A 21275-nucleotide genomic window follows, 5' to 3' on the forward strand; every position below is an offset into this window, starting at 1 on the left:
CGAAAAACCCGCATCGCCGCCGATCGCGAAGGAGATCCCCGCATGGCCGCCTTTCCGCCCCGCCCGCCGGGCTACGACAAGAAGGTCGCGCTGGTGCTGCAGGGGGGCGGGGCGCTCGGCAGCTACCAGGCCGGAGTCTATGAGGCGCTGGCGCAATCGGACTACGAGCCGGACTGGGTCGCGGGCATTTCCATCGGCGCCATCAACGCCGCGATCATCGCGGGCAATGCGCCCGAACACCGCGTGGAACGGCTGCGGCTGTTCTGGGAGACGGTGACGGAGCCCCGCGGCTTCTGGGCCGGCTGGCTGGAGGGGCTGGTGCCGCCGCCCGGCCAGCGGCGCAGCGTGGCGGCGGCGCAGGCGCTGCTGCTCGGCCAGCCCGGCTTCTTCGCGCCCCAGCCCGCCATGGCCTGGTTCGGCGCCACGCCGCCCGTCAGCTACTACGACACCGCCGCGCTGAAGGGCACGCTGGAATCGCTGGTCGATTTTGACCGGATCAACCACGGGCCCATGCGGCTATCCGTTGGCGCGGTGAATGTGCGCACCGGCAACTTCGCCTATTTCGACAGCGCGACGACGCCGATCCGCGCGGAGCACATCATGGCCAGCGGCGCGCTGCCGCCGGGCTTCGGCGCGGTCGAGATCGATGGCGAGCATTACTGGGATGGCGGCCTCGTTTCCAACACCCCGCTGCAATACGTGCTGGAGAGGATCCCCCGGCGATCGCGCCTGACCTTCCAGGTCGACGTCTTCCATGCCCGAGGCAAGCTGCCGACGACACTCGAGGAAGTGGCGGAGCGGGAGAAGGACATCCGCTACAGCAGCCGCACCCGCGCGGCGTCCGACACCGTCCGCGCCATGCATGACGTGCGGCACAACATTAACACGCTGTGGGAGAAGCTGCCGCCGGAGCTGCGCGACACGCCGGAGGGGCGCTTCCTCTACAATTTCGGCTGCGTGACGACGATGGATATCGCGCAGATCATCTATCGCCCCGCGGAGCCGCAGGGGCAGAGCAAGGACTACGAGTTCAGCCGCGGCACCATGCGCGAACGCTGGGCGCAGGGGCTGTCGGACGCGACGGCGACGCTGATGGCATCGCCCTGGCTGGAGCCGATGCCGAAGGAGGTCGGCGCGCGCACCTTCGACGTGCTGCGGCCCCGCCGGACCCAACCGGCCACCGAGGCGCCGCGCCGCAAGGGTGCGGCGTGATGGAGGCGGAGGACGTCCTGGCCGGCGCCTTCGCCATGCCGCGCACCAGCCCCTCCTACCCCCGCGGCCCGTATCGCTTCGTCGGGCGGGAGTATCTGGTGATCGCCTATCGAACCGACCCAGCCGCGCTGCGTCGCCTGGTGCCGGAACCGCTGGTGCCGGCGGGGGAGGAGGCGCGCTTCCAGTTCATCCGCATGCCGGACAGCACGGGCCTCGGCGACTACGCGCTCGCGGCGCAGATCATCCAGGTGCGGCTGCCGGATGGCACGCAGGCGGGCTATGTCCACGCCATGCTGGTGGACAGCCACACCGCCAATTCCGGCGGGCGGGAGCTGTGGGGCTTTCCGCAGAAGCTGGCGAAGCCGTCGCTGACGGTACAGCGGGACACGCTGCTGGGCGCGCTGGATATCGGCCCTGTCGCAGTGGCGCGCGGCAGCATGGGCTTCAAGCATCGCACGCTGGACGCGGCGGAGGCGCTGGCGGAGGTCGCGGGGCCTGGCGTCACGCTCAAGATCATCCCGCATGTCGATGGGCGGCCGCGCATCTGCGAACTCGTGCGCTGGCAGCTCGGCGATGTCGTGCTGCGCGGCGCCTGGACCGGGCCGGCCGCGCTGACGCTCGCCTCCCACGCGCTGGCGCCACTGGCGGAGCTGCCGGTGCGGGAGGTGCTGCGCGGCACGCATGTGGTGGTGGATGCGACGCTGGAGCCCGGCAGCGTGCTGCACGACTACCTCGCGGAAGGAGAGGCGGCATGACACGGGACGAGATTCGCGCCCGCGCCTTCGCGATGCCGCTGACCAGCCCGTCGTATCCGATGGGGCCGTATCGCTTCGTGAACCGCGAATACCTCATCATCACCTACCGCACGGACCCCGACGCGCTGCGGCGTGTGGTGCCGAAGCCGCTCCAATTCGATGAGCCGCTGGTGAAGTACGAGTTCATCCGCATGCCGGACAGCACCGGCTTCGGCGACTACACCGAAAGCGGCCAGGTTATCCCCGTGCGGCTCGGCGACCAGCATGGCGGCTACGTGCACGCCATGTTCCTGGACGACGACCCGCCCATCGCGGGCGGGCGTGAGTTGTGGGGCTTCCCGAAGAAGCTGGCGCAGCCCTCGCTGCGGGTGGAGCGCGACACGCTGCTCGGCACGCTGGACTACGGGCCGGTGCGCGTCGCGACCGGCAGCATGGGCTACAAGCACCGCGCGCTGCCCGAGGCCACGCTGCGCGCCGCGCTGGCGGAGCCGGGCTTCCTGCTGAAGATCATCCCGCATGTCGATGGCACGCCGCGCATCTGCGAGTTGGTGCGCTACCGCCTCTCCGACATCCAGCTGAAGGGCGGCTGGACGGGCCCCGCGGCGCTGGAGCTGGCGCCGCATGCGCTGGCGCCGGTGGCGGACCTGCCGGTGCGGGAGGTCGTCGCCGCCACCCATCTCATCGCCGACCTCACGCTCGATCTGGGCGAGGTCGTGCATGACTACATCGCCGCGAGGGACATGCCATGAGGATGCAGGACCAGGTCGCCATCGTGACGGGCGCCGCCAGCGGCATCGGTCGCGCCATCGCCCATCGCCTGGCGCGGGAGGGCGCGCATGTCGTCATCGCCGACCTCGCCTTGCCGGCCGCCGAGAAGACGGTGGCGGAATTCGCCGCCGACGGCCTGGCGGCCACGGCCATCGCCATGGATGTCAGCGACGAGGCGCAGGTGGAGGCCGGCATCGCGGCCGTGCTGGCGAAGCTGGGCCGCATCGACGTGCTGGTCAGCAATGCCGGCATCCAGATCGTGCATCCGCTGGAGGATTTCCCGCTGGCCGACTGGCGGCGGATGCTGGCCATCCACCTGGACGGCGCCTTCCTGACCACGCGCGCCTGCCTCAGGCCCATGTACGCCGCCGGGCGGGGCAGCATCGTCTATATCGGCTCCGTCCATTCGAAGGAGGCGTCGAAGCTGAAGGCGCCCTATGTCACCGCCAAGCACGGGCTGATCGGGCTGGCCAAGGTGGTGGCGAAGGAAGGGGCGGCGCATGGCGTGCGCGCCAATACCGTCTGCCCCGGCTTCGTCCGCACGCCGCTGGTGGAAAAGCAGATTCCCGAGCAGGCGAAGGCGCTCGGCATCAGCGAGGAAGCGGTCATCCGCGACGTGATGCTGAAGGAGACGGTGGATGGCGAGTTCACGACGGTGGAGGACGTGGCGGAGGCCGTGCTGTTCTTCGCCGCCGCCGGCAGCAATGCGATGACGGGCCAGTCCCTCATCGTCTCCCATGGCTGGTGCATGGAATAGCGGCTAGCGCCGGCCGCGCCGCCACACGCCGGGGGTGACGCCGAGCGCGCGGCGGAACTGCGTGGTGAAATGCGCCTGGTCGGCGAAGCCGCAGCGCTGCGCGACCTCCGCCAGCGGCAGCGACGGGTCCGCCAGCAATTCCCGCGCATGGTCCAGCCGCCGCGCCAGCACATAGGCGCGCGGCGTCTGCCCGGTGGCGAGCTTGAAGGCGCGGCTGAAATGGAAGGCGGACAGACCCGCGCTGGCCGCCATCTCCGCCAGGCCGAAGGGCTCCGCGAGGTTGGCCTGCACCCAGTCCCGCACCCGCGCCAGGCGGGCCGGCGCCAGGCCCTGGGGCAGGGGGGCGGGCGGTGACTCCGGCCGGGCCAGGCGCAGCAGCGTGGCCACCAGCGCGATGACCGCGCCATCGCTGAACAGCCGCGCCGCCGGTCCCTGATGGGCGGCTTCCGCCCACATCATGTCGAGCAGCCCGGCAATGACGGCGGAGGGGAAGGCGGCTTCATGCAGCCGGCCGAAATCCGGCGCATCCCGCCCCGTCGCTTCCCGCGCCAGGGTTGCGACCAGGGCGGGCTGCAGGCTGATGAAGCTTTTCGCATGCGGCTGGTGATTGGCGAAGAAGGTCGGGACGCCAGGCGGCTTCAGCACCAGGTCGCCGCGCCGGAAGGGCTGTTCGCGCCGGCCGAGGCCGATGTCGAAGCGCAGCCGGCCGCGCCCCGTCTCGTTGATCGCAAGGGTGTAGTCGGGGGTCGGCGGGTCCGGGAATTCGCCGCCCGGCTGGGCGAAGCGCACCAGCGGCACGCCGGCGGAGCCCGCGACATGCATCGCGCGCAGGAAGGGCGCGTAGCCGCCATGGCTGTAGAACTGGGCGAGGCTCTGGAGCCCCGCTTCGCCTGGCTGCACCGATGGCCTCCCGCCGCGCCGCCCCCGCCGGGCAGTGCCTTTCGCGCTGCAGCATGACGAGGCGCCGTGACGCCCGTCAATCAGGTTCCGCGGCAAGGCGGCACAAGGCTTCGGCATCGCCGTGCAAGAACGGGGCGCGCCGCCTCCGCCATGCTCGTCGCCGTGAGGTTGGGGAGCCAGCGGTGATGATTCGGGAACCGGTCAGTCCGGCCGCCGCCGGTGCGCTGCGCGACCAGCTGCGCGCCGCCCAGGCGGGGGCGGAGGTGCCGTATCGCGAGGCGCTGGCCTTCGTGGCGGCGCGGGCCGCGGCGGCGGCCACGGCCGAGGGACGCGCCCCCGAACCCGCCGCGGAGGCCGCGCTGCTGCTGCTGCACGCCCATCGCCACACCTATGACCCGCGCCGCGACCCGGTGGCCTGGGTGGATGCCATCATCGCCTGGGCCCTGCCGCGCGCCGGCCGGGCGGCGCCCGCCTGGGGGCTGGAAGGCACGGCGGATTGAGCCTGGCCGCCCTGTTCCGGCGGGAACAGGGGCAGGCAAGGATTCCTTCGCATCCTGCGGTCATCGTCACGCTTCCGAGGGAGCCCCCGATGATCGCGAGCCGCAGCGGCCTTGTCCTTCACGCTGTCACCCTGCTGGCGGTGCTGGCTATCGGCACCACGCTCGGCATCGGCTTCGCGGTGCCGCTGAGCCAGGGCCTCTCCGCCCGGATCGAGCGGGTGCGGGGGCTGATGGACCAGGCAGCGCTGCCGCTGACGCAGCCCCCGGGGCATGGCTGGCACCGCTGAGCGGCGCCGCACGGGCCGTTCCGGCAACAAAGTGGCAGCCGCGCGGCCTGCCGCGCATCATCCTTCAGGATCGGCGGTCCATGCCTTTCGGCTCGCATCCCAAGCCGCTTCCGGGCGTTGCAGGACGGCGTCATCACGACCGGAATGACGATTAACCGCAACTCGGTTAATTGTGGTATTGCGTTGCAGCATCAACGCTTTTCGCGCCGCATGCCGCCTTGCGCAGGCCATCGGGGCCGCGTAGATGCGAAAAAGAAGGCAAGCCCTGAGGAGGATACCGCATGGCCGAGACCGCCGCCCGCAAACCGCGGGGCAAGGGGGCACCCAAGGGCAATGAGCCCGCCATCAGCAAGGCGGAGCTGACGCGCGCCTATCGCGACATGCTGCTGATCCGCCGGTTCGAGGAGAAGGCCGGGCAGCTCTATGGCATGGGCCTCATCGGCGGGTTCTGCCACCTCTATATCGGCCAGGAAGCGGTCGTGGTCGGCATGCAGCTCTGCCTGAAGCCGGGCGACCAGGTCATCACCTCCTACCGCGACCACGGGCACATGCTGGCCACTGGCATGGAAGCGCGCGGCGTGATGGCGGAGCTCACGGGCCGCATCGGCGGCTATTCCAAGGGCAAGGGCGGGAGCATGCACATGTTCTCCCGCGAGAAGGGCTTCTATGGCGGCCACGGCATCGTGGGCGCGCAGGTCTCGCTCGGCGCCGGGCTCGCCTTCGCGAACTGGTACCGGGAGGACGGCGCCGTCGCCGTGACCTATTTCGGCGAGGGCGCGTCCAACCAGGGCCAGGTCTATGAGAGCCTGAACCTGGCCGCGCTGTTCAAGCTGCCCTGCATCTTCGTGATCGAGAACAACAAGTACGGCATGGGCACCAGCGTGGACCGCGCCAGCGCGTCCAAGGACCTGTCGAAGAACGGCAGCCCCTGGGGCATCCCGGGCGAGCAGGTGAACGGCATGGACGTGATCGCGGTGCGGGAGGCCGGGGAGCGCGCCGTCGCCCACTGCCGCGCCGGCAACGGCCCCTACCTGCTGGAGATGAAGACCTACCGCTACCGCGGCCACTCCATGTCCGACCCGGCCAAGTACCGGACGCGGGAGGAGGTGCAGAAGATGCGGGAGCAGAATGACTGCATCGAGACGGCGCGCCGCCTGCTGCTGGACCAGTACGGCGTGGCGGAGGCCGAGCTGAAGGTGATCGACGACGAGGTGAAGGCGATCGTGCAGGACAGCGCCGATTTCGCCCAGACCAGCCCGGAGCCCGATGAGAGCGAGCTCTGGACCGACGTGCTGATCGATGATTCCTCCGTGGTGGCTGGGGGCCGCTGAGATGACCCAGATCCTGATGCCCGCGCTTTCCCCCACCATGACGGAGGGCAAGCTCGCCCGCTGGCTGAAGAAGGAAGGCGAGACGATCAAGGCCGGCGACGTGATCGCCGAGATCGAGACCGACAAGGCCACGATGGAAGTGGAAGCGGTGGATGAGGGCACGCTGACCGCCATCCTGGTGCCGGAAGGCACGGAAGGCGTCGCGGTCAATACGCCGATCGCGGAGCTGAATGGCGGCGCCGGCGCCGCCAAGGCCGCGCCGCAGCGCGAGGTCGCGGCCCCGGCGCCGAAGGCCGAGGATCACGCGGAGGTCGCCGCCAAGGCGACGGCCGCGAGCCCCATCACCGTCCCCGCCCAGGCCAAGGCCCCGGCGGCGGAGAAGGATTGGGGCCCGACCAAGGCCATCACGGTGCGGGAAGCGCTGCGCGACGCCATGGCGGTGGAGATGCGCGCCAGCAAGGACGTGTTCCTGATCGGCGAGGAAGTCGGCCAGTACCAGGGCGCCTACAAGATCAGCCAGGGGCTGCTGGACGAGTTCGGCCCGAAGCGCGTGATCGACATGCCGATCACGGAGCACGGCTTCACCGGCATGGCGGTGGGCGCGGCGATGACGGGGCTGCGCCCGATCGTCGAGTTCATGACCTTCAACTTCTCCATGCAGGCGATCGACCAGATCATCAACTCGGCGGCGAAGACGCTCTACATGTCGGGCGGCCAGCTCGGCTGCCCGATCGTCTTCCGCGGGCCGAACGGCGCCGCCAGCCGCGTCGCCGCGCAGCACAGCCAGTGCTACGCCAGCTGGTACGCGCATTGCCCGGGCCTGAAGGTGGTGGCGCCCTGGTCGGCGGCCGATGCCAAGGGCCTGCTGCGCGCCGCGATCCGGGACCCGAACCCGGTGATCGTGCTGGAGAACGAGATCCTCTACGGCCAGACCTTCGAGATGCCGACGGCGGATGACTTCATCCTGCCGATCGGCAAGGCGAAGGTGGAGCGGGAAGGGACCGACGTCACGATCGTGGCGTTCTCCATCATGGTGGGGCTCGCCATGCAGGCGGCCGAGGCGCTGGCCGCGCAGGGCATCAGCGCGGAGGTCATCAACCTCCGCAGCCTGCGGCCGCTGGATACCGAGACCATCGTGCGGTCCGTGAAGAAGACCAACCGCATCGTGACGCTGGAAGAGGGCTGGCCCTATGCCGGCATCGGCAGCGAGGTCGCGATGCAGATCATGGAGAACTGCTTCGACGACCTCGATGCGCCGCCGGTGCGCGTCGCGGGCCTCGACATTCCCATGCCCTACGCCGCCAACCTCGAGAAGCTGGCGCTGCCGCGGCTCGAGCAGGTGGTCGATGCCGTCAAGCGCGTGACCTACAAGTAAGGGGAGGGAGCAGGACGATGGCGACGAACATCCTGATGCCGGCGCTGTCCCCGACCATGACGGAGGGGACGCTCGCGCGCTGGCTGAAGAAGGAAGGCGACCAGGTCAAGGCCGGCGACATCATCGCCGAGATCGAGACCGACAAGGCGACGATGGAAGTGGAAGCCGTGGATGAGGGCATCCTCGGCAAGATCGTCGTCGCCGGCGGCACGGCGGGCGTGAAGGTGAACGACGTGATCGCGGTGCTGGTGGAGGCGGGGGAGAGCGCGGATGCCGCGCCCGCCGCCAAGCCCGCCCCGGCCGCGGTGGCGCCGAAGACGGAGCCCGCGCCGGCCACCCCGGCGGCAGCGCCTGCCCCGGCGGCGGCCCCGGCCGCTTCCGGCAGCCGCGTCATCGCCTCCCCGCTCGCGCGCCGCATGGCGGAGCAGGCGGGGCTGGACCTCTCGGCCATCGCGGGCAGCGGCCCGAATGGCCGCATCGTGAAGGCGGATGTGGACGCCGCGCTGGCCAAGGGCCCGGCGGCGAAGCCCGCGCCCGCCGCGGCGGCGCCCGCGCCGGCTGCCGCGCCCGCGCCGGCCGCTGCACCCGCTCCGGCGCCGAAGCCGGCCGCGCCCGTCATCACGGCGCCGCACACCGCCGTGCCGAACAGCACCATGCGCAAGGTCATCGCGCGGCGGCTGTCTGAATCCAAGCAGACGGTGCCGCATTTCTACGTCTCGATGGATATCGAGATCGATGCGTTGCTGAAGCTGCGGTCGCAGCTGAACGCGACCTCGCCCAAGGATGGGCCGGGCGCCTTCAAGCTCTCGGTCAATGACCTGGTGATCAAGGCGGCGGCGGTGACGCTGCGGCGCTTCCCCAACGTCAACGCCACCTGGACCGACGACGCGATCATCCAGTACCACGACGTCGATATCTCGGTCGCCGTCAGCATCCCGGACGGGCTGATCACGCCGATCGTGCGCAAGGCGGACCAGAAGGGCCTGGCCGCGATCAGCAACGAGATGAAGGACCTGGCCGCGCGCGCCAAGGCCGGCAAGCTGAAGCCCGAGGAGTTCCAGGGCGGCGGCTTCTCGATCTCCAACATGGGCATGTATGGGGTCCGCGACTTCGCCGCCATCATCAACCCGCCGCAGGCCGGCATCCTCGCGGTCTCGGCCGGTGAGCAGCGGCCGGTGGTGAAGAATGGCGCGCTGGCCATCGCCACGGTGATGACCTGCACGCTCTCCGTCGATCACCGCGTCGTCGATGGCGCGCTGGCCGCCGAGTGGATCCAGGCCTTCAAGCGGATCGTCGAGGAGCCGCTGAGCCTGATGCTGTGAGCAGGGCCTTCTCGCTCCGCGACGCGACCGAGGCGGACCTACCGGAGATCAACCGGCTGGTCCGGGCGCTGGCGGAGTATGAGAAACTGCTGCATGAGGCCGTGGGGACGGAGGAGGATTTCCGCCAGGCCCTGTTCGGCCCGAACCCGACCGTGTTCTGCGTCCTCGCGGAGATCGAGGGCAGGGCGGTCGGGCAATGCATCTGGTTCCCGATCTTCAGCACCTTCACGGGCCGGCACGGCCTCTATGTGGAGGATGTCTTCGTGGAGCCGGCGCACCGCGGCCTCGGCATCGGGGAGGCCTTCTTCCGCCACTGCGCGGGCATCTGCATCGCCCGCGGCTGGAAGCGGATGGAATGGCAGGTGCTGGACTGGAACGAGCCCGCGATCCGCTTCTACCGGAAGATCGGCGCGCGCGGCATGGATGAATGGCGCGTGCAACGCGTGACCGGCGAGGCGCTGGCCGCGCTTGCCGCAACAAAGGGGTGACGGGCATGGCCGACAGCTTCGACATCGTGGTGGTGGGCGGTGGCCCCGGCGGCTACGTCGCCGCCATCCGTGCCAGCCAGCTCGGCATGAAGACGGCGCTGGTGGAGCGCGAGAACCTGGGCGGCATCTGCCTGAACTGGGGCTGCATCCCGACCAAGGCGCTGCTGCGCGCGAGCGAGATCAACCACCTGCTGCACTCGCTCGATGCCTATGGCTTCGCGGCCGACAATATCCGCTTCGATTTCGCCAAGGTCATCAAGCGCTCGCGCGGCGTGGCGGGGCAGCTCTCCGCTGGCGTGAAGCACCTGATGAAGAAGAACAAGGTCACCGTCTATGACGGGCACGGGAAGCTGGCCGGGCCGGGCAAGCTCTCCGTCACCAAGGACGGCAAGCCGGTGGCGGAGATCGCGGCGAAGCATATTGTGCTGGCCACCGGCGCCCGCGCCCGCGTGCTGCCGGGGATGGAGCCGGACGGCAAGCTGATCTGGTCCTACCGGGAGGCGATGACGCCGGCGGCGCTGCCGAAGAAGCTCATCGTCATGGGCTCCGGCGCCATCGGGTCCGAATTCGCGAGCTTCTACCTCAACATGGGCGCGGAAGTGACGCTCATCGAGGTGATGGACCGCATCCTGCCCGTCGAGGATTCGGAGATCAGCGCCTTCGTGCACAAGGCCTTCACCAAGCAGGGCATGAAGATCCTGACGGGCGCGCGGGTGCAGGGCATCCGCAAGGGCGCGGACAGCGTCACGGCGGTGGTGGAGGCCGGCGGCAAGGTGCAGGACATCGTGGCGGACCGCCTGATCTCCGCCGTCGGCATCGTCGGCAATGTCGAGGACCTCGGCCTCGAGGGCACGAAGATCAAGGTCGAGAAGACCCACATCGTCACCGACGCCTTCGGCAATACGGGCGAACCGGGCGTCTATGCCATCGGCGACCTGACCGGCCCGCCCTGGCTGGCGCATAAGGCGAGCCACGAGGCGATCATCTGCATCGAGGCGATCGCGGGGAAGCACCCCCACGCCATGGATGTGCTGAACATCCCGGGCTGCACCTATTGCCGCCCGCAGGTCGCCTCCGTCGGCCTGACGGAAGCCCGCGCGAAGGAACTCGGCCACAGCGTGAAGGTCGGCCGCTTCCCCTTCATCGGCAACGGCAAGGCCATCGCCATGGGCGAGCCCGAGGGGCTGGTGAAGACGGTGTTCGATGCCAAGACCGGGGAGCTGCTCGGCGCGCATATGGTGGGGCCGGAGGTGACGGAGATGATCCAGGGCTATGGCATCGCCCGCACCCTGGAATCCACCGAGGCCGAGCTGATGCACACCGTCTTCCCGCATCCGACCGTCTCCGAAACCATGCATGAAGCGGTGCTGGACGCTTATGGCAGGGTCATCCACATCTGACTGGCGGCGCCTGAACCAGGCCAATTGGGATGAACGCACCGGCGTTCATCTCGGGCCGAGGGGCTATGACCTGTCGGCGGTGCGCGCCGGCATGGGGCGGCTCGACCCGATCGTGGCGTCGGAAATCGGCGACGTCGCCGGCCTCAGTATCCTGCACCTGCAATGCCATCTCGGCGATGACAGCATCGCGCTGGCACAGCGCGGCGCCGCGCAGGTCGTGGGGGTGGATTTCAGCCCACCGGCGCTGGAGGCCGCGCGGCGCCTGGCCGCGGAATGCGGCGTGACCAACACGCGCTTCGTGCTGTCGGACGTGCTGGAGACGCCTTCCGCGATACCGGAGGCTGCCGGCACCTTCGACCTCGTCTTCACGGCATGGGGCACCATCACCTGGCTGCCGGACCTCGATGCCTGGGCCGCCTCCATCGCCTTCGCCCTGCGGCCGGGTGGTGCCTTCTACTTCGCGGACATGCATCCCGTGGCCTGGGTCTTCGATGATGGCGGCATCGCGGCCCCCGGCTTCCCCGGCTGGCGCTACCCCTATTTCGAGCCCGGGCCTGTCCCCATCGACAACCCGACCGACTACATGGACACATCGGCCCGACTCGCGAATCGGCAGACCATCGAGTTTCCGCACAGCCTTGCCGAGATCCTCGGCGCGCTGCGCCGCGCGGGCCTGCAGCTGGACTGGCTGCATGAACATGCGCGCCTCGTCTGGAAACCGTTCGAGGGCAGTGTGCGGGATGCGGATGGCATGTGGACCTGGCCCGACAGGCCTTGGCTGCCCCTCTCCCTCAGCCTGCGCGCGGTGAAGCCATGAAGCCCTCGTCGCCGCGCCGCACCATCGCTATATCGGTGCCATGACCACGCGCGTCGAAATCGATCATCGCCAGACCGCCGCCCGCATCGGTGCCGACCGGCATCCGGAGAAGGCGCACCGTCCGGACAACCCCATCCAGCGGAAACCCGCCTGGATCCGGGTGAAGGCGCCGACCAGCCCGATCTACCGGGAAACCCAGGCGCTGATGCGGGACAACAAGCTGGTCACGGTCTGCGAGGAAGCGGCCTGCCCGAATATCGGCGAATGCTGGTCCCAGCGCCACGCGACCATGATGATCATGGGCGATACCTGCACGCGCGCCTGTTCCTTCTGCAACGTCGCGACGGGGATGCCGAAGCCGCTGGATGGCGATGAGCCGAACCGGGTGGCCGACGCCGTCGCCAAGCTCGGCCTGCGCCACGTCGTCATCACCTCCGTGGACCGGGACGACCTGCCGGATGGCGGCGCGGAACACTTCGCCCGGACCATCCGCGCGCTGCGCCTGGCGGCGCCCGACACCACGGTGGAGATCCTGACCCCCGACTTCCTGCGCAAGGACGGGGCGCTGGAGGTGGTGGTGGAAGCGCGGCCCGACGTCTTCAACCACAACCTGGAAACCGTGCCGGCGCTCTACCCGACCATCCGCCCCGGTGCGCGCTACTACCACTCGCTCCGGCTGCTGGACCGGGTGAAGCAGCTCGATCCCTCCATCTTCACCAAATCCGGGATCATGGTGGGCCTGGGCGAGAAGCGGATCGAGGTGCTGCAGGTGATGGACGATTTGCGCAGCGCGGAGGTCGATTTCCTCACCATCGGCCAGTACCTGCAGCCCACGGTGAAGCACGCCGCGGTGGACCGCTTCGTGACGCCGGAGGAGTTCGAGGACTACGCCAAGGCCGCGCGGGGCAAGGGTTTCCTCCTCGTTTCTTCCACGCCGCTCACGCGGTCCAGCTACCACGCGGACCGTGACTTCGCGGCGCTGCGCGACGCCCGCGCGGCGAAGCTGCGGGCGGGCTGAGCGCGCCATGCCGACGCATGCGGAAAAGCGCGTCCTTCCCTACTCGGAAGAACAGCTCTTCGACATGGTGGCGGATGTGCGCCGCTACCCGGAGTTCCTGCCCTGGTGCGTGGGGGCGCGCGTCATCTCCCGCACCGACAAGGAGCTGATCGCGGACCTCACCATCGGCTTCAAGATGTTCCGGGAGACCTTCCGCAGCCAGGTGCTGCTGGAACGGCCGCACCACGTGCATGTCCGCTACCTCACGGGCCCCTTCCGCTACCTCAACAACCACTGGCGCTTCCGGCCCGTGGCGGGGGGGACGGAGGTCGATTTCTTCGTCGATTTCGAGTTCAAGTCGCGCCTGCTGCAGGCCGTGATCGGCACCGTGTTCAACGAGGCGGTGCGCCTGATGGTGCGCGCCTTCGAACGCCGCGCGGCCGCGCTGTATCGCCGCGCGCCGCCCGCCGCCGCGCCGGCCACGCCCGCCCCCACCGCCTGACTACCGCCCGCGATGCCTGCCATTGGGCAGGTAGGGCCAGTCCAGGCCGTTGAGGCGGTAGAAGCCTTCCAGCCCCGCGGCGCCGGCGACCGGCTCCGCCACGCCGAGGCGGAAGGCCAGGAAGCCGTCATCGGGCTTCACGCCGCGGTTCCTCTCCGCATCCAGCCAGTCATCCTGCGCGCCGTGCTGGATGCGGGTGACCAGGTTGCGGTTCAGCGCCTGCACGATCTCCCGCGCCTCCGCCGACCAGGCGCCGTATTTCGCGCCCGGCGCCACGGCGGTGATGGGGATCCGTCGAAAGCCCGAACCCTCCTGCCGCCAGCAGCCCATGATGTCGTAGTCGGAGACCATCAGCAGCCCGTTCGCGCCCATGACCGCGCCGGAGGAGCCGGATTTTGCGCTGGTCACCGCCGTCTTGGCGGGCAGCAGCCCGTGCAGGGACCGGGCCGCCAGGTTGGGGCAGCGGAAGACCAGCAGCACCGCGCGGGCGGCGCAGAGGCTGCGGATGGTCATCACATCCTGCGGGTCGAAGCCCGTCAGGCGGCTGATGCGGATATCCTCCGCCGTCGCGCCGGAGCGCGCGGCCGCCTGTTCGCGCTGGAAGGACAGGTGGTCGCCGATACTGGCCGTCAGCCCGCTCATGCCGTGCCTCCCTCAGGGCGCGGAAAATTCCACGCGGCGGCGCGGCAGGCCAGGGATGCTTGGTTTCGTCCCGTTTCAGCGGGCCGGCGCGGCCCCGCAGCGGTTCCAGACCCGGCCGCCATCGGCCAGCGCCATCGCCACCAGGATCTCGTTCGGCCGCGGGCCATCGGCCATCGTCACCGTGATGGTGTCGAAATGCGCGAAGCTCCAGGCATCGTCCTTGTGGCCGAGCGGGATGTCGATGGCGGTGCCGGGCGGCGCGACCTTCACGGCGGAGGGCACGGGCGCCGCGCCGCCGCCGATCGCGGCGCGCATGGGCTTGCCGAGGCGGGGGTGGACCAGGGCGCCGCCATGCTCGACCTCCCCCATCACGCCGACGATCGCGGCCTTGCCGTAGCTGACGGCCGGGCCGCCCAGCATCGCCGCGAGTTCCGGCATCAGCCGATCCCCCAGCGCGGCGCCGGCTTCCCAGAGCGTGGTCAGGTCCTCCACCCCCGGCTGGCCGGCGAAGGGGTTCACGATCACGGCCATGGCCACGGCGCGGATGATGGGGCGAGGCGCCTGGTGGCCCAATTCCCCGAAGACGGTCTCCCGCCAGGTCGCGAGTTTGCGGATGGGGGGCATCGGGTCCTCCGTCGGTTCCGGTCCCGATCCTGACGCGTTCGTGCGCGCCATCAATCCCGCTTCTGGCGCCCATCAACGAAATGCGCTGGCATCCCCGCGCGGCCGCGCGCGAGGCTCCTCCGCATGACCTACATCCTCTATGGCGACCTCGGCTCCGGCTCCGCGCCCGTCGAAATGGCGCTGGCGGAGATCGGCGCGCCGGTCGAACTCCGCGCCGTGCCGCTGGAGGGTGACCACCAGCTGCGTGCGGAGTACCGCGCCATCAACCCGATGGGCCGGTTGCCGACGCTGGTGCTGCCGGACGGCACGGTGATGACGGAAAGCCTGGCCATCCTGGTGACGCTGGCGGATCGGCATCCCGGGGCCGCGCTGCTGCCGCCCCCCGGCGATCCCGGCCGCGCCACGGCGCTGCGCTGGATGGCGCTGCTGGCGGGGGAGTTCTACCCGCAGGTCACGCGCTGGGACTATCCCGCCCGCTTCGGCTACGCGCCGGGCCAGGTGGAGGCCGCGCGCGACAATGCGCTGGCGATGGGCCGCGACGTGCTGCGCATCATCGAGGAGCATGCGGGCCTCGACCCCTTCGTGCTCGGCGCCCGCTTCTCCGTGGCGGACCTCTACCTCGCGGTGCTGTCGCGCTGGATGGGCGGGCGGGAATGGGTGCCGGCGACGCTGCCGCGCATCCAGCGCCTGGCGGAGGCGGTGGCGGCGCGGCCGGCCGTGGCGGCGGTGTGGAGCAAGCATCGGATGGCGGGATTTTCTTGAATCGCCCCTCCCTTCCGCGTCACGCTCCCCCCGGGGAAGCGACAGGGAAGGACGGGTGATGACGGGATTTCTCACCGAGGATGACCTCGCGGCGCTGCAACCGGCGGATGAGGCGATGTTCCCGTCGCCGATCCCGACGCAGGTCATTGCCTCCGACGAGTTCTGGCCCATGCCGCAGAATGAGCGGCAGAAGCGCGTCGAGGCGCGGATCAAGGCCATGGCGGATGAGATCGCGCCGAAGCAGGGCATGACGCGCCGGCGCTACCTGCAGACCGCCGCCGGCATGGCCGCGGCCTTCCTGGCGATGAACGAGGAATACGGCCCGCTCTACGGTGTCTCCCGCGCGGAGGCGCAGACGCCGGGCGCGGCGGAGGCGCGCGCGGCGACGCTGGCCGACCAGTTCATCATGGATGTGCACACGCATTTCCTGCGCCCCGACACCAGGCTGATGACCTTCGTGGAGGCGCGGCGGAATGTGGGGCGGGCGGGGTGGAACCCGCAGATCAGGGTCGAGGAGCAGACCATCGAGAGCCTCATGGAGGCGAACTGGTTCAAGGAGATGTTCCTCGACAGCGACACCAAGGTCGCCCTCATCAGCGGCGCGCCCAGCGAGGACCCGCGCGACTGGTTCCTGACCAACGACATGAAGTTCGATGCCCGCAAGCGCGTGAACGATGCGGCCGGCGGCACGCGGCGCGTGCTGAGCCATGGCATCTTCACCCCCGGCCAGCCCGGCTGGATGGAGGAGGTGGAGCGCTGCATCACGGAGCTGAACGTGGACAGCTTCAAGGGCTACACGGTCGGCGACAACACCAACAAGCACCTGGCGCAGCATCCCTGGCGGATGGATGACGAACGCCTGATGTACCCCTTCTATGAGCGCATCCTGCGCGCGGGGAAGGGGATCGTCTGCGTTCACAAGGGGCTCTATCCGCAGCAGGTCACGGACCGCTTCCCGCATCTGCTGCCCTTCGCCGGCGTCGACGATGTGGGCAAGGCGGCGAAGGACTGGCCGCAGATCAAGTTCGTCATCTACCACTCCGCCTATCGCTGGACCGGCGGCGGCGGCGCGGGCACGGGGGTGGAGCAGTTCGCGCGCACCGGCCGCGTGGACTGGACGACGGATTTGGCGGAGATCCCCTCGAAGTATGGCGTGACGAATGTCTATGGCGACCTCGGCCAGATCTTCGCCCAGACGACGGTGATTGAGCCCGGGCTCTGCGCCGCGCTGATGGGCACGCTGATCCGGGGCCTCGGCGCCGACCACGTCGTCTGGGGCACGGACGCCGTCTGGACGGGTTCGCCGCAATGGCAGATCGAGGCGCTGCGGCGGCTCGAGATTCCGGAGGCGATGCAGCGCCAGCACGGCTTCGCGCCGCTCGGCGATGCGGATGGCCCGGTGAAGCGGATGATCTTCGGCGAGACCAGCGCGCGCATGTACAACTACCAGCGCCGCGCCGACCTCCGGCACGACAACGTCGCCAAGGCGAGGGCGGAATACGCGGCGAGGGGCGGGGAGCGCAGCAACCTCGCCTATGGCTATGTCATCCGGAACCCGGGGCTGGAGACCATCGTCTCCTGAGGCGCGCGCGGGGGGCGGTGGCTTCACCCGCCCCCCATTCCCTGCCACCTTGCGCGCCACCCCAGGCCACGCACGGAACACCCATGGTCCACGCCCCCGAACGCCCGCCCGCCGGCGCGCCGCCCATCCGCATCAACCTCTATTCCGATACGCAGACCAAGCCGACGCCCGCGATGCTGGAGGCGATGATGCGCGCCGAGGTCGGCGACGAGCAGCATGGGGACGACCCGACCGTGCATGCGCTCTGCGACCGCATGGCGGCGCTGATGGGCAAGGAAGCCGCGGTCTTCATGCCGTCCGGCACCATGTGCAACGTCGCCGCCACGCTGGTGCATTGCCGGCCCGGGGAGGAGATCATCGCGCATGAGACGGCGCATATCCTGACCAGCGAGGGCGGCGCGCACGCCGCGCTCGGCAGCGTGCAGATCCTGCCGCTGAAGGGCGATCGCGGCATGTATTCGGCGGATGCGCTGCGCGGGGCGCTGCGCGGCAAGTCCCGCCACACGCCGACGCAGCGGCTGGTGGAGGTGGAGCAGACCGCGAATACCGGCGGCGGCGCCGTCTGGGACCGTGCCGTGCTGGCGGAGATCGCGGAGATCGCGCATGGCGCCGGGCTTTCCACGCATATGGACGGCGCGCGGCTGATGAATGCCTGCGTCGCCGCCGGCATTCCGGCCGCGGAGATGACGGCGGGCTATGACAGCGTCTGGCTCGACTTCACCAAGGGCCTCGGCGCGCCGCTCGGCGCCGTGCTCTGCGGCACGCGGGACTTCATCGACGAGGCCTGGCGCTGGAAGCAGCGGCTGGGCGGCGCGATGCGGCAGGCCGGCGTCTGCGCGGCCGGCTGCCTCTATGCGCTGGACCACAACATCGATCGCCTGGCGGATGACCATGCCAATGCCAAGGCGCTGTATCGCGGCCTGTCGCAGATCCCCGGCATCGCGGTGACGGAGCCCGACACCAACCTGGTCTATTTCGACACGGCCGGCACGGGCGTCGCCTCCCTCGACGTGGTGCGGGCGCTGCGCATGGAAGGCGTGCAGGTCAGCTTCCTCGGCGGCCGCATCCGGGCGTGCCTGCACCTCGACGTGACGGCGCCCATGGTGGAGGAAGCGCTGCAGGTGCTGCGGGCGGTGGTGGCGCGGGGGTAGGCCCGTCCCTCCCCGGGACGGGCCGCCCCTTCGCCGTCACGCGATGACGGTGAACTCGGAGGCGGAGAGCGAGCCCAGGCCGCCGAAGCGCGCGACGCTGACGGCGGCGGCACCGCCCGCGCCATCGGCATCCCACCACAGCAGGCCACGGTCGCTTTCGAAGATGAACTGGCCGTGGCCCACGGCATCGGACTTCCCCGTCGTGTTGACGATGAAGCGGTTGCCGGTGGAGAGGTCGAGCCCCTCCGTCAGCCCGCCGCCGAAGCCGGCGGCCGAGACCTCGATCCCGTCCGAGGCGGCCACGTAGTCCGCGACGAAGTCGATGCCGTCGCCGGCGCGCAGGAAGCGCAGGATGTCGGCGCCGTCGCCGGTGGTCAGCACATCGGCGCCGCTGCCGCCCACCAGCGTATCCGCGCCGTCGCCGCCGGTCAGGCGGTCATCGCCGCCGAGCCCGACCAGCAGGTTGTTGCCCGCATTGCCGGTGATGGCGTTGGCGTCCTCGTTCCCGGTGCCGGAGAGGTGCCCGGTGCCCAGCAGGGTCAGGTTCTCCACCGCGGCGGAGAGCGTGAAGCTCACGCTCGCGCGCACCAGGTCGATGCCCTCGGCCGGTGCCTCGGTGACGGTGTCTTCCGTGTTGTCGACCTCGTAGCGGTCATTGCCGGCGCCGCCATTCATGCTGTCCGCGCCGGTCCCGCCGGTCAGGTTGTCATTGCCCAGGCCGCCGGCCAGGCTGTCATTCCCCGCGCCGCCATCCAGCACGTCGTCGCCGCCCGCGCCATCGATCAGGTTGTGGCCCGCATTGCCGGTGATGCGGTTGGCGCCGGCATTGCCGGTGCCGCCGATATCGCCGCTGTCCTGCAGCACCAGCACTTCCACCTCCGCCCCCAGGGTGAAGGTGACGGTGGTGTAGGCGGTGTCGGTGCCGCCGCCGGCATCCTCCAGCAGCTTGGTGTCGCTGCTGCTGACGTAGTAGCTGTCGTTGCCCGCGCCGCCTTCCATGGTATCGGCGCCGCCCATGCCGTAGAGGCGGTCCTTGCCGTCCATGCCCTTCAGGATGTTGGCGCCGCTGTTGCCCCGGATCGTGTTGTCGAGCTCGTTGCCCTTGCCGTTCACGTCCGCGCTGCCCAGCAGCGTCAGGTATTCGAGGTTCGATCCCAGCGTCCAGGTGATGGAGGAGCGCACTTCGTCGAGGCCGCCGCCGGCGGCTTCCACCACCACGTCATCGATGTTGTCCACGACATAGATGTCGTTGTTGCCGAGGCCGATGAGCAGGTCCGCGCCGGTGCTGCCATCCAGCAGATTGCCGCCATTGCTGCCGGTCAGCGTGTCGTTGCCCGAACCGCCCTGCACGCCCTCCACCTCCTGCACCTGGTCGCCGGCCGCATGGCCGAGGGAGAAGGTGCCGGTGGAGAGATCGACCGAGACGGCGGCGCTGCCGGCATAGGTGATGACATCGAAGCCCGCGCCGCCGACCAGCGTATCGGCGCCGGCGCCGCCGGTCAGGTAGTCATTGCCCTCGCCACCCTCCAGCCGGTTGTCGCTGCCGTTCCCGACCAGCGTATCCGCGCCCGATCCGGCCCTGATCCCCTCCACGCCGACGACGCTGTCGCCCTCGGCTTCGCCGGAGGAGAAGGTATTGGTGGCCAGGTTCGCGAGGATGCCGGTGGTGCCGCCGTAGCCGATGACATCGAAGCCCGCGCCGCCGATCAGCGTATCGGCGCCGGCGCCCCCCACGAGCGAATCCGCCCCCTCGGCGCCATCGAAGTAGTTCGCCGATGCGTTGCCGACGAAGGTATCGTCGCCCGCACTGCCCTGGACGCCTTCGATGGCGCCCCAACTGTCTCCAACCCCATCGCCGAAGGTGTTGGTGACGGGGGTGTAGTAGTTGTCGCGGAGTGCGAGCATCCCCGCGGTGCTACCGGCGTAGCTGACGATGTCGAAGCCGCCGGCCGAGTCTTCCTGGAAGGTGTCGTTGCCGGCGCCGCCAATGTAGATGTCGTTGCCATTGCCGCCGAGCAGATAGTCATCCCCGGCGCCGCCGTTGAGTGTATCGGCGTTGTTGGACCCACGAAGGCTGTCGTTCCCCTCGCCGCCGACAAGCAGGCTCGCGGTAAACGCATTGCCAATGATGCTGTCGCCGAAGGCGCTACCGATCACCCCCTCCATCCCGGGTATAATCGTAACATTCGTCCTGTCACCGGCAGCATCGCCGCCCGACCAGATCGCGGTGCCGTTTATGTTCACCGAGACCGCGGCGGCGGAGGCACTGTAGTCGATGACGTCGAAGCCAGCCCCGCCATTCATGAGATCAGAGCCGGCGCCACCGATGAAGGTATCGTCGCCGTTTCCACCGAGGAGCACGTCGTTGCCATCGCCGCCGACCAGCACGTCGTTGCCATCGGCGCCTTCGAGGGTGTTGGCGCCCGCGTCGCCCGTCAGCGTGTCGGCACCGCTGCCGCCCATCACCCTGATGAACCCGCTGTAGACGTCACCCTCCGCATCCCCGCCGCTCGCGGTGCCGGCCAGCAGGTTGATGGCGACGCCCACCGTGGACCCGGCATAGGACAGCGTGTTGGTTCCGGTGCCACCGACCAGGCTGTCGGCGCCCGCGCCGCCGATGATCGTGTCGTTGCCATCGCCGCCATCGATGGTGTCGTCGCCGCCGAGGCCGCTGATGCTGTCGGCATTCGCGGTCGCGGGACCGCCCGGAAGCGCCACGCCGCCTGCGGTCTCCGCGACGGTGGGCGTGATGATGTCGGCACCGGAGGAGCCGCTGATGGTCGCCATGGCGTGGTTCCTGGAGCAGGCCGGCGGCCACCCGTCGGCGCGGTCAAGCGTTGGGAAGGGGCGCCTTCAGGCGCGGCGGAATGAAGGGGGGGCGGGCAGGCGCCGCAGCGCCCATGGCCACCGGCCCGGCGCCGGGGAATGCATCGGCCTGGCCGGCGTCGCCGGGCGACGCGATGCGGCGGACCATGGTGGTGTCACCAACCAACCCTCCTGCCACGGCCCGCGCCAGATCGGCGGGATTGATCAGTGGCCAAGTTCACGGAAAGTCTACTGGCGAACCGAAATAGCAACAATGTGTAATTAATAGTATTCGCAA

21 protein-coding genes are annotated in these 21275 nt (G+C 69.8%); 17 read left to right on the forward strand and 4 right to left on the reverse strand.

The genetic code is table 11. The features are described 5' to 3' along the window. Nucleotides 1-42: 42 nt before the first annotated feature. The 4 genes from JJI54_RS16640 to JJI54_RS16655 are packed head-to-tail and all read left to right on the forward strand — an operon-like array spanning nucleotide 43 to nucleotide 3492. Entirely contained in the window at nucleotides 43-1212 is a 1170-nt protein-coding gene (locus JJI54_RS16640) for a DUF3734 domain-containing protein (protein ID WP_226381830.1), read from the forward strand. After that, the gene (locus JJI54_RS16645; RefSeq protein WP_203074141.1) at nucleotides 1212-1967 is read left to right on the forward strand and encodes an acetoacetate decarboxylase; all 756 of its coding nucleotides are present in this window, start codon (nucleotides 1212-1214) and stop codon (nucleotides 1965-1967) included. The genes JJI54_RS16640 and JJI54_RS16645 overlap by 1 nt, the downstream gene beginning before the upstream one ends. Continuing rightward, a complete protein-coding gene (locus JJI54_RS16650; RefSeq protein WP_203074142.1) occupies nucleotides 1964-2716 on the forward strand; it encodes an acetoacetate decarboxylase in 753 nt (250 codons plus the stop codon). The genes JJI54_RS16645 and JJI54_RS16650 overlap by 4 nt, the downstream gene beginning before the upstream one ends. Next, on the forward strand, nucleotides 2713-3492 hold the full coding sequence (locus JJI54_RS16655; protein ID WP_203074143.1) for a 3-hydroxybutyrate dehydrogenase: 780 nt from the start codon (nucleotides 2713-2715) through the stop codon (nucleotides 3490-3492). The genes JJI54_RS16650 and JJI54_RS16655 overlap by 4 nt, the downstream gene beginning before the upstream one ends. A 3-nt stretch (nucleotides 3493-3495) precedes the next feature. Here JJI54_RS16655 and JJI54_RS16660 read toward each other — a convergent pair whose 3' ends face one another. Beyond that, on the reverse strand, nucleotides 3496-4392 hold the full coding sequence (locus tag JJI54_RS16660) for an AraC family transcriptional regulator (protein ID WP_203074144.1): 897 nt from the start codon (nucleotides 4390-4392) through the stop codon (nucleotides 3496-3498). Nucleotides 4393-4577: 185 nt separating this feature from the next. Between JJI54_RS16660 and JJI54_RS16665 the strand changes: the two genes are divergently transcribed. The 10 genes from JJI54_RS16665 (at nucleotide 4578) to JJI54_RS16710 (ending at nucleotide 13411) form a co-directional block, all read left to right on the forward strand. Next, nucleotides 4578-4892 carry a hypothetical protein gene (locus JJI54_RS16665; RefSeq protein ID WP_203074145.1) on the forward strand — a complete coding sequence of 105 codons (315 nt, stop codon included), beginning with the start codon at nucleotides 4578-4580 and terminating at the stop codon, nucleotides 4890-4892. 89 nt (nucleotides 4893-4981) lie between these two features. Continuing rightward, on the forward strand, nucleotides 4982-5179 hold the full coding sequence (locus tag JJI54_RS16670) for a hypothetical protein (protein WP_203074146.1): 198 nt from the start codon (nucleotides 4982-4984) through the stop codon (nucleotides 5177-5179). A 281-nt stretch (nucleotides 5180-5460) separates the two neighbouring features. Further along, nucleotides 5461-6510 (forward strand): pyruvate dehydrogenase (acetyl-transferring) E1 component subunit alpha, encoded by a 1050-nt coding sequence (pdhA, locus tag JJI54_RS16675; RefSeq protein WP_203074147.1) that lies wholly within the window; start codon nucleotides 5461-5463, stop codon nucleotides 6508-6510. Between the two features lies 1 nt (nucleotide 6511). Continuing rightward, nucleotides 6512-7885 carry a pyruvate dehydrogenase complex E1 component subunit beta gene (locus JJI54_RS16680; RefSeq protein WP_203074148.1) on the forward strand — a complete coding sequence of 458 codons (1374 nt, stop codon included), beginning with the start codon at nucleotides 6512-6514 and terminating at the stop codon, nucleotides 7883-7885. Nucleotides 7886-7902: 17 nt separating this feature from the next. Beyond that, on the forward strand, nucleotides 7903-9207 hold the full coding sequence (locus JJI54_RS16685; RefSeq protein ID WP_203074149.1) for a pyruvate dehydrogenase complex dihydrolipoamide acetyltransferase: 1305 nt from the start codon (nucleotides 7903-7905) through the stop codon (nucleotides 9205-9207). Further along, nucleotides 9204-9695 (forward strand): GNAT family N-acetyltransferase, encoded by a 492-nt coding sequence (locus tag JJI54_RS16690; protein ID WP_203074150.1) that lies wholly within the window; start codon nucleotides 9204-9206, stop codon nucleotides 9693-9695. The genes JJI54_RS16685 and JJI54_RS16690 overlap by 4 nt, the downstream gene beginning before the upstream one ends. Nucleotides 9696-9700: 5 nt before the next feature. Next, nucleotides 9701-11095 carry a dihydrolipoyl dehydrogenase gene (lpdA, locus tag JJI54_RS16695; protein WP_203074151.1) on the forward strand — a complete coding sequence of 465 codons (1395 nt, stop codon included), beginning with the start codon at nucleotides 9701-9703 and terminating at the stop codon, nucleotides 11093-11095. A 79-nt stretch (nucleotides 11096-11174) separates the two neighbouring features. Next, nucleotides 11175-11912 carry a class I SAM-dependent methyltransferase gene (locus JJI54_RS16700; protein WP_203074152.1) on the forward strand — a complete coding sequence of 246 codons (738 nt, stop codon included), beginning with the start codon at nucleotides 11175-11177 and terminating at the stop codon, nucleotides 11910-11912. A gap of 40 nt (nucleotides 11913-11952) precedes the next feature. After that, nucleotides 11953-12930 (forward strand): lipoyl synthase, encoded by a 978-nt coding sequence (lipA, locus tag JJI54_RS16705; protein ID WP_203074153.1) that lies wholly within the window; start codon nucleotides 11953-11955, stop codon nucleotides 12928-12930. Between the two features lie 7 nt (nucleotides 12931-12937). After that, on the forward strand, nucleotides 12938-13411 hold the full coding sequence (locus tag JJI54_RS16710; RefSeq protein WP_203074154.1) for a type II toxin-antitoxin system RatA family toxin: 474 nt from the start codon (nucleotides 12938-12940) through the stop codon (nucleotides 13409-13411). Here the strand turns inward: JJI54_RS16710 and JJI54_RS16715 are convergent, their stop codons facing one another. Both JJI54_RS16715 and JJI54_RS16720 read right to left on the reverse strand, forming a co-directional pair. Beyond that, nucleotides 13412-14053, reverse strand: a complete 642-nt coding sequence (locus tag JJI54_RS16715; RefSeq protein WP_203074155.1) for a hypothetical protein — start codon at nucleotides 14051-14053, stop codon at nucleotides 13412-13414. A gap of 75 nt (nucleotides 14054-14128) precedes the next feature. Further along, nucleotides 14129-14677, reverse strand: coding sequence for an amino acid synthesis family protein (locus JJI54_RS16720; RefSeq protein ID WP_203074156.1), 549 nt, complete (start codon nucleotides 14675-14677; stop codon nucleotides 14129-14131). 123 nt (nucleotides 14678-14800) lie between these two features. On the opposite strand from JJI54_RS16720, the gene JJI54_RS16725 reads away from it, so the two are divergent. The 3 genes from JJI54_RS16725 (at nucleotide 14801) to JJI54_RS16735 (ending at nucleotide 18172) form a co-directional block, all read left to right on the forward strand. Then, a complete protein-coding gene (locus JJI54_RS16725; RefSeq protein ID WP_203074157.1) occupies nucleotides 14801-15439 on the forward strand; it encodes a glutathione S-transferase family protein in 639 nt (212 codons plus the stop codon). Nucleotides 15440-15497: 58 nt separating this feature from the next. Then, complete coding sequence (locus tag JJI54_RS16730; RefSeq protein WP_203074158.1) at nucleotides 15498-17021, forward strand: amidohydrolase family protein; 1524 nt, start codon at nucleotides 15498-15500, stop codon at nucleotides 17019-17021. Nucleotides 17022-17104: 83 nt separating this feature from the next. Next, nucleotides 17105-18172, forward strand: coding sequence for a threonine aldolase family protein (locus JJI54_RS16735; RefSeq protein WP_203074159.1), 1068 nt, complete (start codon nucleotides 17105-17107; stop codon nucleotides 18170-18172). Between the two features lie 36 nt (nucleotides 18173-18208). On the opposite strand, the gene JJI54_RS16740 is transcribed toward JJI54_RS16735, so the two are convergent. After that, the gene (locus JJI54_RS16740; protein ID WP_203074160.1) at nucleotides 18209-20959 is read right to left on the reverse strand and encodes a beta strand repeat-containing protein; all 2751 of its coding nucleotides are present in this window, start codon (nucleotides 20957-20959) and stop codon (nucleotides 18209-18211) included. Nucleotides 20960-21275 lie beyond the last annotated feature (316 nt).

Origin of the sequence: Falsiroseomonas ponticola (assembly GCF_016805305.1) — a bacterium.
Classification (GTDB): Bacteria; Pseudomonadota; Alphaproteobacteria; order Acetobacterales; family Acetobacteraceae; genus Falsiroseomonas; species Falsiroseomonas ponticola.

Excerpts from the sequence above, each read along its gene's own strand:
- JJI54_RS16640 (WP_226381830.1), top strand. The coding sequence starts at position 43 with ATGGCCGCCTTTCCGCCCCGCCCGCCGGGCTACGACAAGAAGGTCGCG.
- JJI54_RS16645 (WP_203074141.1), top strand. The coding sequence starts at position 1,212 with ATGGAGGCGGAGGACGTCCTGGCCGGCGCCTTCGCCATGCCGCGCACC.
- JJI54_RS16650 (WP_203074142.1), top strand. The coding sequence starts at position 1,964 with ATGACACGGGACGAGATTCGCGCCCGCGCCTTCGCGATGCCGCTGACC.
- JJI54_RS16655 (WP_203074143.1), top strand. The coding sequence starts at position 2,713 with ATGAGGATGCAGGACCAGGTCGCCATCGTGACGGGCGCCGCCAGCGGC.
- JJI54_RS16665 (WP_203074145.1), top strand. The coding sequence starts at position 4,578 with ATGATTCGGGAACCGGTCAGTCCGGCCGCCGCCGGTGCGCTGCGCGAC.
- JJI54_RS16670 (WP_203074146.1), top strand. The coding sequence starts at position 4,982 with ATGATCGCGAGCCGCAGCGGCCTTGTCCTTCACGCTGTCACCCTGCTG.
- pdhA (WP_203074147.1), top strand. The coding sequence starts at position 5,461 with ATGGCCGAGACCGCCGCCCGCAAACCGCGGGGCAAGGGGGCACCCAAG.
- JJI54_RS16680 (WP_203074148.1), top strand. The coding sequence starts at position 6,512 with ATGACCCAGATCCTGATGCCCGCGCTTTCCCCCACCATGACGGAGGGC.
- JJI54_RS16685 (WP_203074149.1), top strand. The coding sequence starts at position 7,903 with ATGGCGACGAACATCCTGATGCCGGCGCTGTCCCCGACCATGACGGAG.
- lpdA (WP_203074151.1), top strand. The coding sequence starts at position 9,701 with ATGGCCGACAGCTTCGACATCGTGGTGGTGGGCGGTGGCCCCGGCGGC.
- lipA (WP_203074153.1), top strand. The coding sequence starts at position 11,953 with ATGACCACGCGCGTCGAAATCGATCATCGCCAGACCGCCGCCCGCATC.
- JJI54_RS16710 (WP_203074154.1), top strand. The coding sequence starts at position 12,938 with ATGCCGACGCATGCGGAAAAGCGCGTCCTTCCCTACTCGGAAGAACAG.
- JJI54_RS16715 (WP_203074155.1), bottom strand. The coding sequence starts at position 14,053 with ATGAGCGGGCTGACGGCCAGTATCGGCGACCACCTGTCCTTCCAGCGC.
- JJI54_RS16720 (WP_203074156.1), bottom strand. The coding sequence starts at position 14,677 with ATGCCCCCCATCCGCAAACTCGCGACCTGGCGGGAGACCGTCTTCGGG.
- JJI54_RS16725 (WP_203074157.1), top strand. The coding sequence starts at position 14,801 with ATGACCTACATCCTCTATGGCGACCTCGGCTCCGGCTCCGCGCCCGTC.
- JJI54_RS16730 (WP_203074158.1), top strand. The coding sequence starts at position 15,498 with ATGACGGGATTTCTCACCGAGGATGACCTCGCGGCGCTGCAACCGGCG.
- JJI54_RS16735 (WP_203074159.1), top strand. The coding sequence starts at position 17,105 with ATGGTCCACGCCCCCGAACGCCCGCCCGCCGGCGCGCCGCCCATCCGC.
- JJI54_RS16740 (WP_203074160.1), bottom strand. The coding sequence starts at position 20,959 with ATGGCGACCATCAGCGGCTCCTCCGGTGCCGACATCATCACGCCCACC.